Below are 14,773 nucleotides of genomic sequence, written 5' to 3'. Positions count from 1 at the left end.
TGTAAGTCCGCTCTCAAGCGCTTGGTACTTCGCCGCGATGACTTCCTCCAGGTCCATGCCTACATTGATGGGCACGATCTCGGGCACCCGCAAACTGAAACTTTATTCCTGCGCGGCCCCTAAGCCCGGTCGGCGTCCTTGCCGTAGCGCACCTTCAGAATCTCACGCGCTGCGTTCGTCACGGTGGGGATCGAGGCGGACGCGAAGTTCACCAACGCGACCTGGTCATCCAGCGCCCAGTCGGCGGTGAAGGGGTCGGCACTATGTCCGGAGTCACTGCCCACGTCCGCGAAGCCCTTGGAGAGCGCCTCCGCACTGGGAGGAGTCATCATGCCGTTGAAACCGCCGCCCCCGTTGTAGTGCAGCTTGCCATTCCACTGAGAAGGCAAGCGCACCTCAAAGTTCAGCTTCGGCGGGATCCTCGCAATCACATTGCAGTACTCGGGCACAGGGCTCGCAGCGGCGACGATGCTCGCGGCGCTGATCGTCGCGCCTCCGATCGTCTTGCCCGCCAGGTTGGAGCATGACTGCGCGGCGGATGGCTCGGGCTCGGGCGCAGGAGAACCGGTGTCGTCGTCTCCACTGCATGCTACCAGGAGGCACACAAGCCCAAGAGTCCAGCCGGCGCGTGCCGCGCGTACGATCGCTTTCAATATTTCCTCCGGATGTCGTTTTGGCCGTGCACGTTCCGCCGCTCCGCGACAGAGCGTAAAGCCAGAACAGCGCGCACCCAGTGGCCCTGTCGGCGAGCACACAGTATCGCCTCATCCCGCCTTCCTCAGACCGGGCGGGCTTCCAGCACGCTCACCGGCAGGTACGTCCGGACCTGGCGCGTCATCCGGAAGCCCTCCGCTGCCAGCAGCGCGCCATACTCCTCGGCCGTGCGGTCCCGTCCTTCGGCGTGCAGCATGAGCATGTGCAGATCCACCATCTTCCCCAGGAACGGCAGGTTCCCCTCGGGGATGATCATGTCCACGATGAGCAGCCTTCCGTGGGCAGGCACGGCGGCGCGACAGGCACGCAGGATGGTGCGGGCCCGCTCGTCATCCCAGCTATGCAGGATGTTCTTGAGCATGTAGGTATCTCCACCCGTAGGCACCTGGGTGAAGAAGTCCCCCGCAGCCACCTCGATGCGTGAGCTCAGGCCCCGGCGTTCGATGAAGCTCCGCGCCGAGTCGACCACCGAGGGCAAGTCGTACACCTGGCCCTTCAACTCGGGGTTCACCTCGAGGATCTCAGCCAGGAGCATCCCCTGCCCTCCCCCCACATCCACCACCTTCTGGGCTCCGCTGAAGTCGTAGCAGGCCGCGACGGCCTTGGCGGCCAGCTCCGAGGCCGAGGCCATGGCGTTGTTGAAGACCTCGTTGGCCTCCTGGTTCTTCGGCAGGAACTCGTACAGCCCGGCACCGTGGACGTGGCGAAACGCGGACGTGCCTTCCCGGACGCCCTCGTACAGCTCGCCCCAGGGGCGCCAGATCCACCCATCACCGAAGTAGAGGATCGTGTCCCTCAGCGAGCCGGGCACATCCTTGCGGAGCGTCGATGCCGACGGCGTCAGCGCGAAGCGGCGGCCCTCCTGCTCGACGAAGATGCCCGTGGAGGCCAGCGCCCGCAACACGCGGTAGAGGGGGCCGGGAGCGGCGCCCACGGCCTTGGCGATCTCGTCCACGGACTTCGGGCCGCCCGCCAGTACGTCGGCGACCGACAACTTCGCGGCGACGTACAGGGACTGGGTGATCCAGGCTCCGGTAATCCGCTGCATCACATCGAGCGGGGCAGGTGTCAGCCGCCTGCGCAGCAATTCCAGCCGGGTGAGCAAGACGTCGGCCACCCGAGCCGCGCGGGTCATGAGGCGGCCCTTCAAGGTCCGTGATGCCACAAATTCCTCCGGTGAGTTCGGTGTGTCGAATCGCGCGGTCTGCCCGCGCCGTCTGCGCTCCGGGTTCTACCCCACAGCCCGCTGGAGGGCCTCGTCCTGGAGTTGCCCGATGAGAGCCTGCTCCGCCCCACACAGGGAAGCACAGACGCGCAGGTAGAAGTCGATCGTCTGGATGAAGTGCTCGCGCCGGGCCAGCGCCTCCTGGGAGAAGCACAGGACCGAATAGGTCGCCCGGTCGGGGAAGAGGGAGTAGTGCACGAGAACCTTGGGCCGGTAGACGTTGCCGCGCTTCTCGGCGGGCTGGGGCTCTGGCGTGAAGAAGGGCGGCGCCTTGTCGAACCGGCAGGACTGGATGACCGCAGCCCGAGAGCCCGGCACGGGCGGCAGGTGGGACGAGGCGACATCAATGGGGCTGATCGTCAGCATCCTCGGGACCGGAAGCCGGGCCAGCCCCGCCCCAAGCCATCTCACGGGAGCCGCCTCCCGGACACTCCGGGGCACCAGGGTGTTCCACAGAATGGCGGCGATGTTGGACGGCAGGAACGTGAAGGTCCGCAGCCACCCCAGGAGCCGGTTGGGAGTCAGGAAGCCGTGCTTGACCAGGCGCGTGAGCTGATTGTGGGACTTCGCCGCTTCGCTCAGCAGGCCGGCCAGCTCCGCGTCAGCGTGCAGGCGCGCGTGGGGCACCTCGGAGGACACATCCAGCGCGACCAGCCGCTCCACCAGCGCCTTCATCTCCCGAGTCCCAGAGAACTCCATGACACCGCTGACGATGCCCTGGAAGCTGCCCAGGTACGCTGCCTCGGTAACGAGGGGGAAGTGACCGAACACCTTCGTGTACGCGGCGTGGAGGCAGAGCTGGAAGAGAGAGTCCGCGTAAAGCCTGGGGCCGCCCGATCGAGCAAAGGCGTCGCGCCCCACCTGCGACAGGCCTACGTGAGGATCCCTCGTCATCCAGTCCGCGTGCTTCTCCCGGTACGAGCGGAGCACCTCTCGCTCCGATTCCTGGAGCGCTGGGTGGGGCACGCGCAGGAGGTTCGCGGCTGCGGGTTGGGCCTCCGCCAGCAGCCTGGAGAACTGCTGCCTCTGGGCCTCCTGCCCGACGTAGGAAACGGTCTTGAGGATCGACGAGCCGAGCACGTAGTTGCGCAGCCGGCCGATGGCCGTCGCCTTGCCGTTGCCGTAGATCAGGAACTGGAGGCCCTTGTCGTGCCAGCAGCTCTCCGGGTACGCGAAGTGCTCCGTCGCGAGCGCGTTGACGCTCTCGGGTGTGGCCTCGGGGATCAGCGACACGATGAAGAGCGCTCCATTGAGGACGCGGAAGTAGTCCCCGTGCGCATGGCGGAGCGCGCCCTGCCGCCGATCGTACACATGGGTGCAGAGGCTCAGGCCCTGATCCCGAGCGTCCGTTCGCTTCCGATGGTCCTCCACGATGCCGAGCAGGCGCTCCAGCAGGACCTTCCGGTCCGCCTCGGTGAGCTCCTGATCCGTGACGTCGATCCGGTAGGCATCCCCGCCGATGAGAACAGCGATGTAGCTGTCCGGCGCGAGGTCCATGTTCTCCGAGATGCGGGAGATGTCTGGCCGCAGGGACAGCTCGTGGAGCCCCGAGCACCGGTTGAAGAGGAAGAAGGTCTCGTCGAGCGTGCACCGCAGGCCCCGCGTCAGGTTGACGATGTTGCCGGCCTTCAGGTTCCTCCAGAAGGTGAGCCCTCCGATGATGAGGCTCGCGGCGCGGGTCTCCAGGGTGGGGTTCGTGTCGTCATCCTCCAGGACCACCAGGGGATTGGTGAGCAGAGGAGCGCCGCCGAACGCATCGGTCGTCACGCGGTCGTACAGCTTCCGGGGGATGAACGACTGCTCCGCGATGTTGTTCAGGTACCCGTGCCAGAGCAGGTGCCGGATAGGGGTGATGGCGATGAGGAAGGCCCACGTCAGCGCGTTCACGAGGGCCCGCAGCACCGCGTTGTCCACCGCCAGGGCGAGGATCTGCCGGTAGGCCAGGTGGAGAGGGGGCCCGACATAAAGGGGGTAGCGCTTGGGTTCCTCGTGAGAAGTCCCGTTCTTGAAACATGTCTCCTTGCTCTCTCTCCGGTCCTTCACATCGAGCGTGTCCAGGTCCGGCGTGGAGAAATAGAGGAAGAGGGCCCACACCAGGTACGCCAGCCCCCCGAGGAGCAGGACCGCGGTAAGGAGGCTCATGGGGCAACGGCTCTAGGGAGCACCGCGCCCATGGACTGGGCGCGCCGGGAGACGTGGCTGAAGTGAACGTGGCGCTGCCCCATGATGGGGATTGTAGCATGGTACACGAGACACTTCCGGGAGCGGCGGGCGACGCATCCACGCCCAGCAACAAGGCCTCTCCCCCAGGCAGAGGCCTACTCGGCTCAAGCCGCTCGGCCCATCTTCTCGGCAATCACCTCGCGCATGCTCGTCGGCGCACGCCCGAGCAACTTCCGCAGCGTGGGATCCACGGCCGCGAACTCGCCGTTCCGGCTCGCGCGGTAGAGGCCCAGCGAGACAGCGACCGCGTACGCGGGCATTCCGGATGCCGTGAGCTTCGCGCGCATCTCGTCCTCCGACACGATGCTTCGACGGAGCGGACGTCCGAGGACGCTCGACACGCTGTCGCACAGCTCTCCAAAGTCGAGCGCCTGCGCGGCCGTGAGGGGCGGCGTCGGCCCGTTGTACTGCCCCTCGTTCGCCAGAATCACCGCGGCCGCCTCCGCAAGTTCGGCGTGCGTGGTCCAGGAGATCTTTCCGTCCGGGGGCGCCTCGAAGACTCCCGTCTGCAGGCCCTTCCCCAGCAGGAGCATCGCGCTCGCAGCGTAGAAACCGTTGCGCAGCGCGGTCCACGCCAGACCGGACTCGCCCAGCATCTGCTCCGTCGCCGCATGGTGGAGCATCGGAGGAAATTCCGACGAATGGCTCGCAGCCATGTGGCTCGTGTAGACGATGCGCCGCGCCCCCGCGGACCGCGCGGCGTCAATGGCGGAGCGATGCTGGGCCAGGGTATCGCCGCCAGTCGCAGCCGCATTTGACGAGATCATCAGGACCTGGGACGCGCCCTCGAAGGCGTGTGCCAGGCTCTTCGGATCCGCGAAATCGCCCCTGCGCACTCGGACGCCACGTGCCGCCAGATCCTGGGCCTTCTGCACATCGCGGACACTCACGGCGACCCGATCCACAGGGACGCGGGTAACAAGCTTCTCCACGATGAGACGGCCGAGCTGCCCTGTTGCTCCGGTCACGACGATCATTGAATGCCCCTCTGGATAACGACGGAAACACCCCTTCGTTACCAACGATAACACCCTCACATTATCGCCGCTATCAATTCGCTGTTAGCGACGTTTCGAGGGCCGCATGCTACCTTCCGCGCCATGGAGGACCGCGAGAAGTCCGCCGCTGAAGACGCCGAGGGCCCCGATGTGCGTGCGCGAATCATTGCGGCCGCCGCGGAGCTCATCTCCTCCGGAGGCCCCGATGCCGCAACCACACGGGCTGTGGCCGCCGCTGCCGGTGTGCAGGCCCCGACCATCTACCGGCTCTTCGGCGACAAGCGAGGCCTCCTTGCGGCCGTCATCGAGCACGTGCTGGGCAGCTACGTGTCGAAGAAGTCCGCGCGCGCGCCGCATCCCGACGCGCTCCAGGACTTTCGCGATGGCTGGGACATGCACGTGGCGTTTGGCCTGAGCCACCCCGGGCTGTTCGCGATCATGAGCAGCGATCCGCACCCGGCCTCGCCGTCTTCGGCCATCAGCGACGGGACGGATGTGCTGCGGCGGCGCATCCGGAACATCGCGCTCGCGGGCCGGCTGCGGGTCAGTGAAGAACGGGCGCTCGGCCTCGTGACAGCGATGGGCACCGGGGCCGTGCTCACCCTGCTGCGCCAGCCCGAAGGGCAGCGCGACCTCGGACTCGCCGACGCAGCGCGCGAGGCGGTCCTGGCCGCGATCACGAGCGAGGCGGCGACACCGGCGAACACGGACGTCCGCGCCGCAGCTGCGGCACTGCGAGCCTCCATGGACCGGCTCACGGTGCTCACGAAAGGCGAGAGCTTGCTGTTGAGCGAGCTGCTCGATCGCATCGCAGACTCAGGGTGACGGAGAGGCCGGTCAGTCCCAGGGAAAAGTCAGACCCGCATGGTCTAACAGCATGGAACTCGCGGCTTCCAAGAGAAGCCCGAGTGCCGCAGCAATCCTTCCCTGCCGCTCTTCAACGACAAGGTCCCCATGCCTCTACACGCTTTCCTTTATCGGACGGCCCTCGTGGCCATTGTGTTGTTGTCGCTCCCTGGCACTGCCTGGGCTCAAGCCGCCCTGAGCGGGCAAGTGAAGTTCGCCGATGGCAGCCTCGCCGCGGGCGTCACCGTTTATGCCAGGTTGCCATCGAGCACCCTCGCGTACCGGACCACCACGGATGCAGCCGGTATGTACTCGCTGCAGTTCATCCCCGGCACCTACAGCATCGGCGTCGAGTTGAACTCCCCCCACTTCTCTGGCGCGCAGAGCCTGGTGTCCCTCCAGTCCTTCAGCACCCCGACCACACTCAACCTGACGACGAATGACATCGTGCTCAACGGCCGAGTCGTCAACAGCAGCGGCCAGCCGGTGGCCAACGTGCACCTGTGGGGCGAGTCGCTGAATGGCAACTACGACGGGGACAGTGCGCTGTCTCCCGTCTCTGGAGCCGACGGCCGCTTCCAGGTGCGCATGTTTCCTGGCTACTACACCTCCATGCTGTTGGAGCCTCCCACGGGTGGCCCCTACGTCGCCACGCCCCTGCCGAGTCGGACGCTCTCAGCCAACACCCCGCAGGACTTCGTCTTGGGCAATCCCATCAGCCTCTCCGGGCAGGTGAAGTTCTCGGATGGCAGCATCGCGGCGGGAGCGACCGTTTATGTCAGAAACTCCACGAGCACCGTCACGTATCAAGCCACCACGAATGCAGCCGGCATGTACTCGCTGCAACTCAGCCCTGGCACCTACAACATCATCGCCGGGTTCAGCTCACCCGGCTTCACTGGCATGACGCTCCTGTTCTCCTCGAGCACCTTCAGCACCAACTCCACACTCGACCTGACGATCAATGACATCCAGCTCAATGGCCGGGTCGTCAACAGCAGCGGCCAGTCGGTGGCCAACGTGAACCTGCGAGGGATGGCGAATCGCAGCAGCGGCTTGAGTGCGCTGTCTCCCGTGTCTGGAGCCGACGGCCGCTTCCAGGTCCGCATGGTCCCAGAAACCTACACCTCGATGAGTCTGGTGCCTCCTCAGGGAAGCCCCTCCGTCGTCACGCCGCTGCCCAATCAGACGTTTTCGGGTAACACCACGCAGGACTTCGTCCTGGGCCAGGTCATCAGCCTCTCGGGGCAAGTGAAGTTCGCCGATGGAAGCATCGCGGCGGGAGTGAATGTCTATGTCAAGGGCTCCTCGGGGAGCATCCCCACGTATCAGGCCACCACGGATGCATCTGGTATGTACTCGCTGCAGCTCAGCCCTGGCACCTATGGCGTCGGCGTCGAGTTCGCCCTCCCCGGCTTCACGGGCTCGGAGACCCTGGTGTCCTCCCGGGCCTTCAGCACTTCGACCACACTCAACCTGACGACGAATGACATCGTGCTCAACGGCCGAGTCGTCAACAGCAGCGGCCAGCCGGTGGCCAACGTGCGCCTGTTGGGCTCGGCGTATCGCGGAATCAGCTGGAATGACCTGACGCCCCTGTCAGGCTCCGACGGCCGCTTCCAGGTGCGCATGATCTCGGGCTTCTACGATTCGGTGCGGCTCGATCCGGGGACCAACTCCGCGTACCTGATGACGCCGCTGCCGAACCAGACGTTCTCCGCGTCCGTCAGCCAGGAGTTTGTCATGGGCGACCGCAACGAGTGCCTGGTGAACAACGGCGGGTGCAGCGAGAACGCCACCTGCACGAACCTCCCCGGCTCGCGCACGTGCGCCTGCAACTCCGGCTACACGGGTGATGGCCTCACCTGCGTGGAGCGTGGCATCATCCTCAATGAGATCCTCGCCAACGAGCCCGGCTCGGCCACCGCCGGAGAGTTCGTCGAGTTGGTCAACGCGGGCAGCACGGCCACGGATATCAGCGGATGGACGCTCTGGGATGCCACGGCGGCGCGCCACACGTTTGCTTCCGGCACCGTGCTGGCTCCGGGCAAGGCCGTGGTGGTGTTCGGTGCGGCCTCCGGGATTCCGCCGTGCTCGTCGTGCTCGCTCACCGTGGCCGCCAGCACCGGAGGCCTCAGCCTGGGCAACACCGGCGACACGGTCACCCTGAAGACCGCCGCGGGCATCGTCATCGACACCTTCACCTATTCCAGCGGGTTGGCCTCGGCTGATGGAGTGTCGATGAACCGCAGCCCGGATGCCACCGCGGAGGGTAGCTTCGTGCTGCACAACGCGATCTCGCCTCTCGCGGCCTCGGCCGGCACGCGCGCGAACGGATCCGCTTTCTAAGGACCTGGCTTCACCGTCCGGCTCGGCCCGCGGCGAGGAGCCCCCTCCTCCCGCGGGCCGTCACGCTCATTGGGGGAGCGCGGGCGGGGCGGAGAGCTGGCAGTTCATCGCCAGCTTCAGCACCACCTCCTCGACCGTCACCACCTGCTGCTCCACCGCACCCGGCGGCGCGCAGGCCTCGAGTTGCAGCGGACGATCGCCCTGAGCCGTGCTGGCAAAGGCGCGGGCCTGCTCCACCCAGCGCTTCATCAGCTCGGCGCGATACGCCTCCGGATCCTTCAGCCTGACCACGGGCGCGGAGATGCTGACCTCCAGCCCTGTCTTCTCCGCGGCGAGCAGCGTCTGCTCACCGACCTGGAGGAGCGCCGCCATCAGCTCGGAACGCCCCCAGTAGTCCAGGGCCTCTGGCAACGTCACGATCAGTTCGCCCTGCACCGTGGCCCGCCAGCCGGGCTTGCCGTCCACGGACGCAACCCCAGGCACGAAGCCGCGCAGTTTCACCGCCAGCTCCGCCTTCGTGGTGTCCGTGGCGGAGCGCGTGTACTGCTCCACTGCGGCCTTGAGCGCGGGCAGCAGTGTCTCCCTCGCGACGGCCTCCTTGCCGAAGGAGAAGGCGACGACCATCTGGTCCGGCCGTACCACCTTGTCGGAGCTCGCGGGCGTCGCCGGGATACCGGGGGCCCAATCGGCCTTCCTGCTGTAGCTCGAAGCATAGGAGGCGCCTGGGCCTCCATTACCGCAAGAGGTCCACAGCAGCGACAGCACGACGCACAGATGAGTGACCCGACGGCACATGGCCATGGCAAGAAGCTCCAGGAGGGCAAAGGGACCGCAATCACTCGACGATCGCAGACTCCACCGAGGACACAAGCTTGCCGGAGTTGCTTTCGTGGACCTTGTTACGAGCAGACGTCTCAGCCGGATGCAGTCACCCTCAGTGACGGCGATCAAGCAGGGCGAAACCTACAGAGTCGAAAGAGCGCGCCGGGCAGCTCGGGCAACTTCTTGCCGACGGGCAAACCTCCGCGGGCAACTTCTTGCCGGGAACCGAGGCCTTTCGCGGAGGACACAGAGCGAGCTGCGAGAGGCGAGCGGCTGGCACGAGGGCTGCTCTCGCTGGGGCCCTCCGCTATCCCAGAGAGTGTGCCATGTCGCCCCGCGACCCCGCAGCCCGCCTTCCCCACAGGCTTTCGTTGCTCTCCGTGCTGATTCTCGCCTGCCAGCCTCCAGGCGAACTCCCCCAGGGCAATGAGGTGCTGACCGTGGGTTCGCACCAGGAGGCGTTGGTGGGCAATCCGTCTACCTTCTGGCCTACGAGCCCCTCGGGCTCCACGGACGTTCCTGTGTGCTGGCTCGTTCCGGGCTTGACCACTGAGAAGGAGTGGGTGCGAACGGCCATCACGGCTCAGTGGGATGCACTCAGCAGCGTTCGCTTCACAGGCTGGGGAACCTGCGACAGCACCACGCCAGCCTCCGCCATCCGCATCGACGTGGCCGATCAGTCCCCCTACTCCCGTAGAGGCATGAGCAGCTCGAACCCAAGCATGTTGCTCAACCTCACCTTTGCCCACTGGAGCGAGAACTGCAACGACGGTATCGATGATGCGTTCTTTCCGGGCGATGATCTGAACTACTGCATCCGCGCCGAAGCGCTGAAGATGTTCGGCTACGCGCTGGGCTTCACCGACGGTTACAGTGACGCGTGTCCGGACCAGGAGGACGTCCCCGAGAACAGCAGGACCTGCCAGGAATTTACTGAGTTCGATTTCGACTCGGTCCTGTACCCCTACTACCGCGACGGCGTCTGGTCCGACACCCTGAGTCCGCTCGATGTGCAGGGCTTGCGGCGTGCCTACGGCGTGGCTCCCTTCGAGTTCCGGTCCGCTGGGTCCCTGTCTTCTTCCGCATGCATCAGCGTCGATGAGCCCGGCGATACTGATACCTGGAGCGACAACTATTTCTGCTCTGCTGGGTACCAAGGCATCCGCTGGTCCTACGGGGGGCCCATTGCCGGCCAGCGCTGCACGCAGATCCTCGAGCCTTCGGATATCGTCTACTGGAACGACAACTACCTGTGCGTGCCCCCCACCAGCCCCATCGAGTTCACCTGGTCGTTCGCCGGCCCCATCGCTGGTCAGCGTTGCACGCCATGGTTGGAGACAAGTGATCCCCATGGCTGGGATGACAACTATCTGTGCTTCACCCAGCGGCTCGTGTTTTCCAACTCGGGCAAGGTCGCGGGCTACCATTGCACCCAGATCCTCGAGCCGAACGATCCGGACACCTGGAACGACAACTGGCTGTGCTCCGAGAACGACGAAGGGCTGCGCTTCAGCAGCGCGGGAGCCATCCCCGGCCTGAAGTGCACGCTCGTCAACGAGTCTGTGGATACCCATGGCTGGAACAACAACTACGTCTGCGTTCCGGGCAACAGCTCGCTCAACTTCCAGTGGTCCTCCGCAGGCCCCATTCCCGGCAAGCGATGTGTTCCGTGGATGGAGCCCGCGGATCCTCAGAGCTGGAGCGACAACTACCTCTGCTACTGAGCTCTGACGCAAGAGGGCTATGCCGAGCGATACCGCTCCAGCCAATGAGCGTATGGAGCTGGCAACGTCCACGCCGCCTTGTCCACCCCGAGCTTGCGCGCGGCGGTGTAGGGCCAATGCGGATTCTCCAGCAACGGCCGGCCGAGCATCACGAGATCGAGCTTGCCGTCGCGAATGAGGCCGTTCGCCTGCTCCGGCTCGCTGATGTACCAGCTCGTGGAGGTCGGCAGCCCCGTCTCCCCCCGCAGACGCCCCGCGACCGGCGCCATGAAGGCGGGCCCCCAGGGAATCTTCGCGTTCAACGTCGAGAAGCCAAGGCTGACGTCGAGGTGATCGAGCCCCTCCCCCTTGAATCGCCGGACCAGCTCGATCGACTCCGACAAGGTCTCCTCGTCACGGCCGTCGAACTCGATCACGCCCAGGCGCGCTGCCAGCGGCCGATCCTCCGGCCACACCTTGCGCACGGCGGCCAACGTCTCCATGAGGAACCGGCTCCTGTTCTCGAAGCTGCCACCGTACTCGTCCTGGCGGTGGTTTGAGTGACCCGAGAGGAACTCCTGCGCCAGGTAGCCGTGCGCGAAGTGCAGCAGCAGCCATTGGAAGCCGACATCCCTCGCGCGCACGGCCGCCGCGACGAAATCTCGCCGGACCCGGTCGATGTCTGCCTTCGTCATCGCGCGAGGCACCTTGCCCAACCCCCCGCCCACGGCGACCGCTGAAGGAGCGATCGTCTCCCAGCCACGCGAATCCCCTTCGGCAATATGATCATCGCCCTCCCACGGCCGGTTGGCGCTCGCCTTGCGGCCTGCATGCCCGATTTGGATGCCGGGAACCGCACCTGCCACCTTGATCGAGCGGACGATGGGCGCAAAGGCCTCCGCTTGCGCGTCGTTCCACAGGCCCGTGCAGCCGGGCGTGATGCGCCCTTCTGGCGAGACGCCGGTCGCCTCGACCATGACCAGGCCCGAGCCGCCGCGCGCCAAGCCCGCGAGGTGGACCCGGTGCCACTCGGTAACAAAGCCCTCCTCGGCCATGTACTGGCACATCGGCGAGACGACAACGCGGTTGCGGAGGGTAACGCCCTTGAGCGTGAAGGGATCGAACAGGGTCGGCATGGCAGAAGCTCCAGGATGACGGCCGGCATGACTGGCGCCGACCATGATTCCATTGTTCGATTGGTCTCGAACTATAGCAAGATGAAAGTGTGCTACGCTGAGGACCATGAGGGCCTTCAAGAACCCTGCGATCGAGGACATCTCCCTCGAGCACATCTTTCATGCCTTGAGCGACCCTGTACGCCTGGAGATCGTCCGGCAACTCGCGCAGCTCGGCGAGGCCAGTTGCAATGCCGTCGACTGCGGGCGGCCGAAGTCGAGCATGTCGCACCACTTCCGCATCCTGCGGGATGCCGGGCTCGTCCGGACCCGGAGCGAAGGCGTCCAGCACATGAACTCCCTGCGTCGCGATGAGCTCGACCGGCGCTTCCCTGGGCTGATGAAGGCGGTCCTCGCCGCTCTCCGGGCGAACCCATGAGCGAGGGACTGGTGCTTTGGCGCGTGGAGGGCCGATCCAGGCTCGGCGCTTCGAATCGTTCGAGGGGTGTCCTGGTCATCGAACCCACCTCATGGGCTCACCGGACGGAGCAGGCCCAGCAGGCCTGGATGAAGAGCATCGCCGAAGAAGCCGAGCTGGACACGGTGCTCTTCGTCGCGAAGAACGGGGACAGCTTCCAACTATGGGCGGTCGAAAAAGCGGGCATTCGACCCGCGACGCCCGAGGACGGCGAGGCCGCCGAGTGCGTGCTGCGAAAGTTGGCGCTGCTCGCACCCGGAGCGCGGGCACCGTTCGGGCTCCCGGAATCCCCTCGCACTGCCCGGGGCCGCTCCGCCCTGCAAGCGGTAGACACGAAGGAGCGCATCCTGACTCCGCCCGAGTTGGAGGAGCGGCTTCAGAAGAGCAATGCCGGCACCATGAGCGACCTGGTCAGGCAGCTCGCCTCCCCTCTCGGGGTGATCCCGTTTGTTGGCGCCGGCATGTCTGTCCCGTTCAAGTTCGCGGCATGGAGGGACTTCCTGCTGGACGCCGCCCCGTCGACTGCCCTGCGCAAGCGCGTCGAGAAGCTGCTCGATGGCGGAGACTACGAGGGCGCGGCCGAGGCCCTGAAGCGAACCAACGAGGACGCATTCCAGCGGCGCATCGACAGCGAGTTCTGCCGGACCCTCGATCGCAACCAGTTGGAGGCAAGCGCACTGTCGTCACTCCCGCTCCTCACCATGGGCCCGGTGATCACCACCAACTTCGACCACGTGTTGGAGCAGGTGTTCACAGCCGCAGGCCGGGACTTCGAGAAGATCATCCTGGGATCGAGTCCCGACCCTGTCGTCGCCGCCATCCAGCGGAATGATCATGTGCTCTTCAAGATCCACGGCGATTGCTCGGACTCCAAGACCCGGACCTTCACGCTGGGCGAATACGAGACGAGCTACGGCGCTCCTCCCGGGAAGAAGCGCCGAGCGAGCCTGCGAAGCCTGCTGGAGCTGCTCTTCTCGAACCGTCCCCTGCTGATCCTCGGTGCCAGCCTGGAGACGGATCGCACGATGGAGATCCTCGAGACCCTTTACCGTCGCCACGCGGCGCTCCGGCACTATGCCGTCCTCGGTGCGTACTACCGGCGGCGCAAGCTCGAGAAGCGGCAGGAGCAACTCGCATCGCTTGGGATCACGCCGCTGTGGTACGCGCCCAAGGCGTTCGGACGGATCGGCGAAATCCTCCGGGAGATGGTGGAGCGGGTCTCTACCGAGGAGCTTGGCATCCTCCCAACGAGAGCAGCGCCCCCTGCCCTATCACCCACGGTTCCCAGCAAGGTCCGCTCGGTGGGTGTGAAACCAGCGAAACCGAAGAAGGCGCCGGATCCCCATATCCAGGATGTCGCCACGGCGATCCGCGACGGGAGTGTCATCTTCTTCCTGGGCTCCGCCGTGAACCTCGACAACCTGCCCACCGGCTCGCAGTTCTATGAAAAGCTGACGCAACGGTTGCCAGTCCCGGCCTTCCCTCGACACCGCTCAGATGGCGCTCAGCTGCTCGAGGATACGCAAGGACGTGAGGCCCTCACGCGCGCGGTCCGGAGCATCCTCGGCGAGTACAATCCAAGACCCACCGCCATCCACCAGTTCATCGCCGGGCTGCCGGAGACACTGCGTGCGCGGAACGTGAAGAACACCCGGCAGGTCATCTTCACCACCAACTATGACACCGTGCTCGAATCAACGTTCGATGAGTGCGGCGAGCCGTACCACCTGCTCATGTATCAGAGCGGCGAGCGCCCCGAGGGCCGCTTCATCCACCGCGACCCGAAGGGTCACCTCCGGGCCCTCGTGAAGCCTGAGAACATCCGAGAGCTGGAGCCTACGGGAGCCTCCATCATCGTGAAGCTCGATGGGAGCGTGGAGCCTCTGGGAAGCGTGCCTGCGGGTATCAACGTCACGATGAAGGACTTCGTGGTGTTGGCGGAGCGGATACCGGAGATTCTGCCGACCGTCCTCCGTCGGGAGATTGCGCGGAGATCCTTTCTCTTCCTGGGACATGGATTGAACGAGCTGCACGTGGAGAAGCTCGTCCGGTATGCCTGCGAGCTGCGAAAGTCGGGGTCGTGGGCGGTCCTGAAGCTCAGGGGTGACCGCGCGGCGGTGAAGGCGCTAAGAGAGTACTGGCGGCCGTGTCACCTCGAACTGAGGAACGCCGAGCTCGAAAGCTACGTCGCGGCGCTCAAGCGGGCGGTGCACGCTTGATGTGAACGGCCCCCTGTATTCGTCGGCCACTTCTGACGCCGTCAGAAGTAGCCCACGGGCCTGTCGCGCCCCCTCCTGTAA

General features: G+C 65.7%; 11 protein-coding genes. 5 read left to right on the top strand and 6 right to left on the bottom strand.

Features of this window, described 5'->3' with window-relative positions; all coding sequences use genetic code 11:
* Positions 1 to 119 precede the first annotated feature (119 nt).
* From KY501_RS27465 to KY501_RS27450, 4 genes are all read right to left on the bottom strand, one after another.
* A complete protein-coding gene (locus KY501_RS27465) occupies positions 120 to 653 on the bottom strand; it encodes a tannase/feruloyl esterase family alpha/beta hydrolase (RefSeq protein ID WP_224366416.1) in 534 nt (177 codons plus the stop codon).
* Positions 654 to 778: 125 nt separating this feature from the next.
* Entirely contained in the window at positions 779 to 1,849 is a 1,071-nt protein-coding gene (locus KY501_RS27460) for a methyltransferase (RefSeq protein WP_224366415.1), read from the bottom strand.
* A 96-nt stretch (positions 1,850 to 1,945) separates the two neighbouring features.
* Positions 1,946 to 4,081 (bottom strand): choline/carnitine O-acyltransferase, encoded by a 2,136-nt coding sequence (locus tag KY501_RS27455; protein ID WP_224366414.1) that lies wholly within the window; start codon positions 4,079 to 4,081, stop codon positions 1,946 to 1,948.
* A 185-nt stretch (positions 4,082 to 4,266) separates the two neighbouring features.
* Entirely contained in the window at positions 4,267 to 5,139 is an 873-nt protein-coding gene (locus KY501_RS27450; protein ID WP_224366413.1) for an SDR family oxidoreductase, read from the bottom strand.
* A gap of 123 nt (positions 5,140 to 5,262) precedes the next feature.
* Here KY501_RS27450 and KY501_RS27445 point away from each other — a divergent pair, with 123 nt between their 5' ends.
* Together KY501_RS27445 and KY501_RS27440 are read left to right on the top strand one after the other, a co-directional pair.
* Positions 5,263 to 5,985: a TetR family transcriptional regulator gene (locus KY501_RS27445; protein WP_224366412.1), complete on the top strand. Its 723-nt coding sequence runs from the start codon at positions 5,263 to 5,265 to the stop codon at positions 5,983 to 5,985.
* Between the two features lie 129 nt (positions 5,986 to 6,114).
* Entirely contained in the window at positions 6,115 to 8,355 is a 2,241-nt protein-coding gene (locus KY501_RS27440; protein WP_224366411.1) for a carboxypeptidase regulatory-like domain-containing protein, read from the top strand.
* 66 nt (positions 8,356 to 8,421) lie between these two features.
* Here KY501_RS27440 and KY501_RS27435 read toward each other — a convergent pair whose 3' ends face one another.
* Positions 8,422 to 9,156 carry a hypothetical protein gene (locus tag KY501_RS27435; RefSeq protein ID WP_224366410.1) on the bottom strand — a complete coding sequence of 245 codons (735 nt, stop codon included), beginning with the start codon at positions 9,154 to 9,156 and terminating at the stop codon, positions 8,422 to 8,424.
* Positions 9,157 to 9,503: 347 nt separating this feature from the next.
* Between KY501_RS27435 and KY501_RS27430 the strand changes: the two genes are divergently transcribed.
* On the top strand, positions 9,504 to 10,901 hold the full coding sequence (locus tag KY501_RS27430) for a hypothetical protein (RefSeq protein WP_224366409.1): 1,398 nt from the start codon (positions 9,504 to 9,506) through the stop codon (positions 10,899 to 10,901).
* 17 nt (positions 10,902 to 10,918) lie between these two features.
* Here the strand turns inward: KY501_RS27430 and KY501_RS27425 are convergent, their stop codons facing one another.
* A complete protein-coding gene (locus KY501_RS27425) occupies positions 10,919 to 12,016 on the bottom strand; it encodes an NADH:flavin oxidoreductase/NADH oxidase (protein WP_224366408.1) in 1,098 nt (365 codons plus the stop codon).
* Positions 12,017 to 12,122: 106 nt separating this feature from the next.
* Between KY501_RS27425 and KY501_RS27420 the strand changes: the two genes are divergently transcribed.
* Together KY501_RS27420 and KY501_RS27415 are read left to right on the top strand one after the other, a co-directional pair.
* Positions 12,123 to 12,434 carry an ArsR/SmtB family transcription factor gene (locus tag KY501_RS27420; protein ID WP_224366407.1) on the top strand — a complete coding sequence of 104 codons (312 nt, stop codon included), beginning with the start codon at positions 12,123 to 12,125 and terminating at the stop codon, positions 12,432 to 12,434.
* Positions 12,435 to 12,562: 128 nt separating this feature from the next.
* Positions 12,563 to 14,692, top strand: coding sequence for an SIR2 family protein (locus tag KY501_RS27415; protein ID WP_224366406.1), 2,130 nt, complete (start codon positions 12,563 to 12,565; stop codon positions 14,690 to 14,692).
* The last annotated feature ends 81 nt before the right edge of the window (positions 14,693 to 14,773 follow it).

This window comes from Hyalangium versicolor (assembly GCF_020103695.1).
Classification (GTDB): domain Bacteria; phylum Myxococcota; class Myxococcia; order Myxococcales; family Myxococcaceae; genus Hyalangium; species Hyalangium versicolor.
Note: the sequence above shows the minus strand (reverse complement) of the source record. Positions and strands in the feature narration are given on the sequence as shown.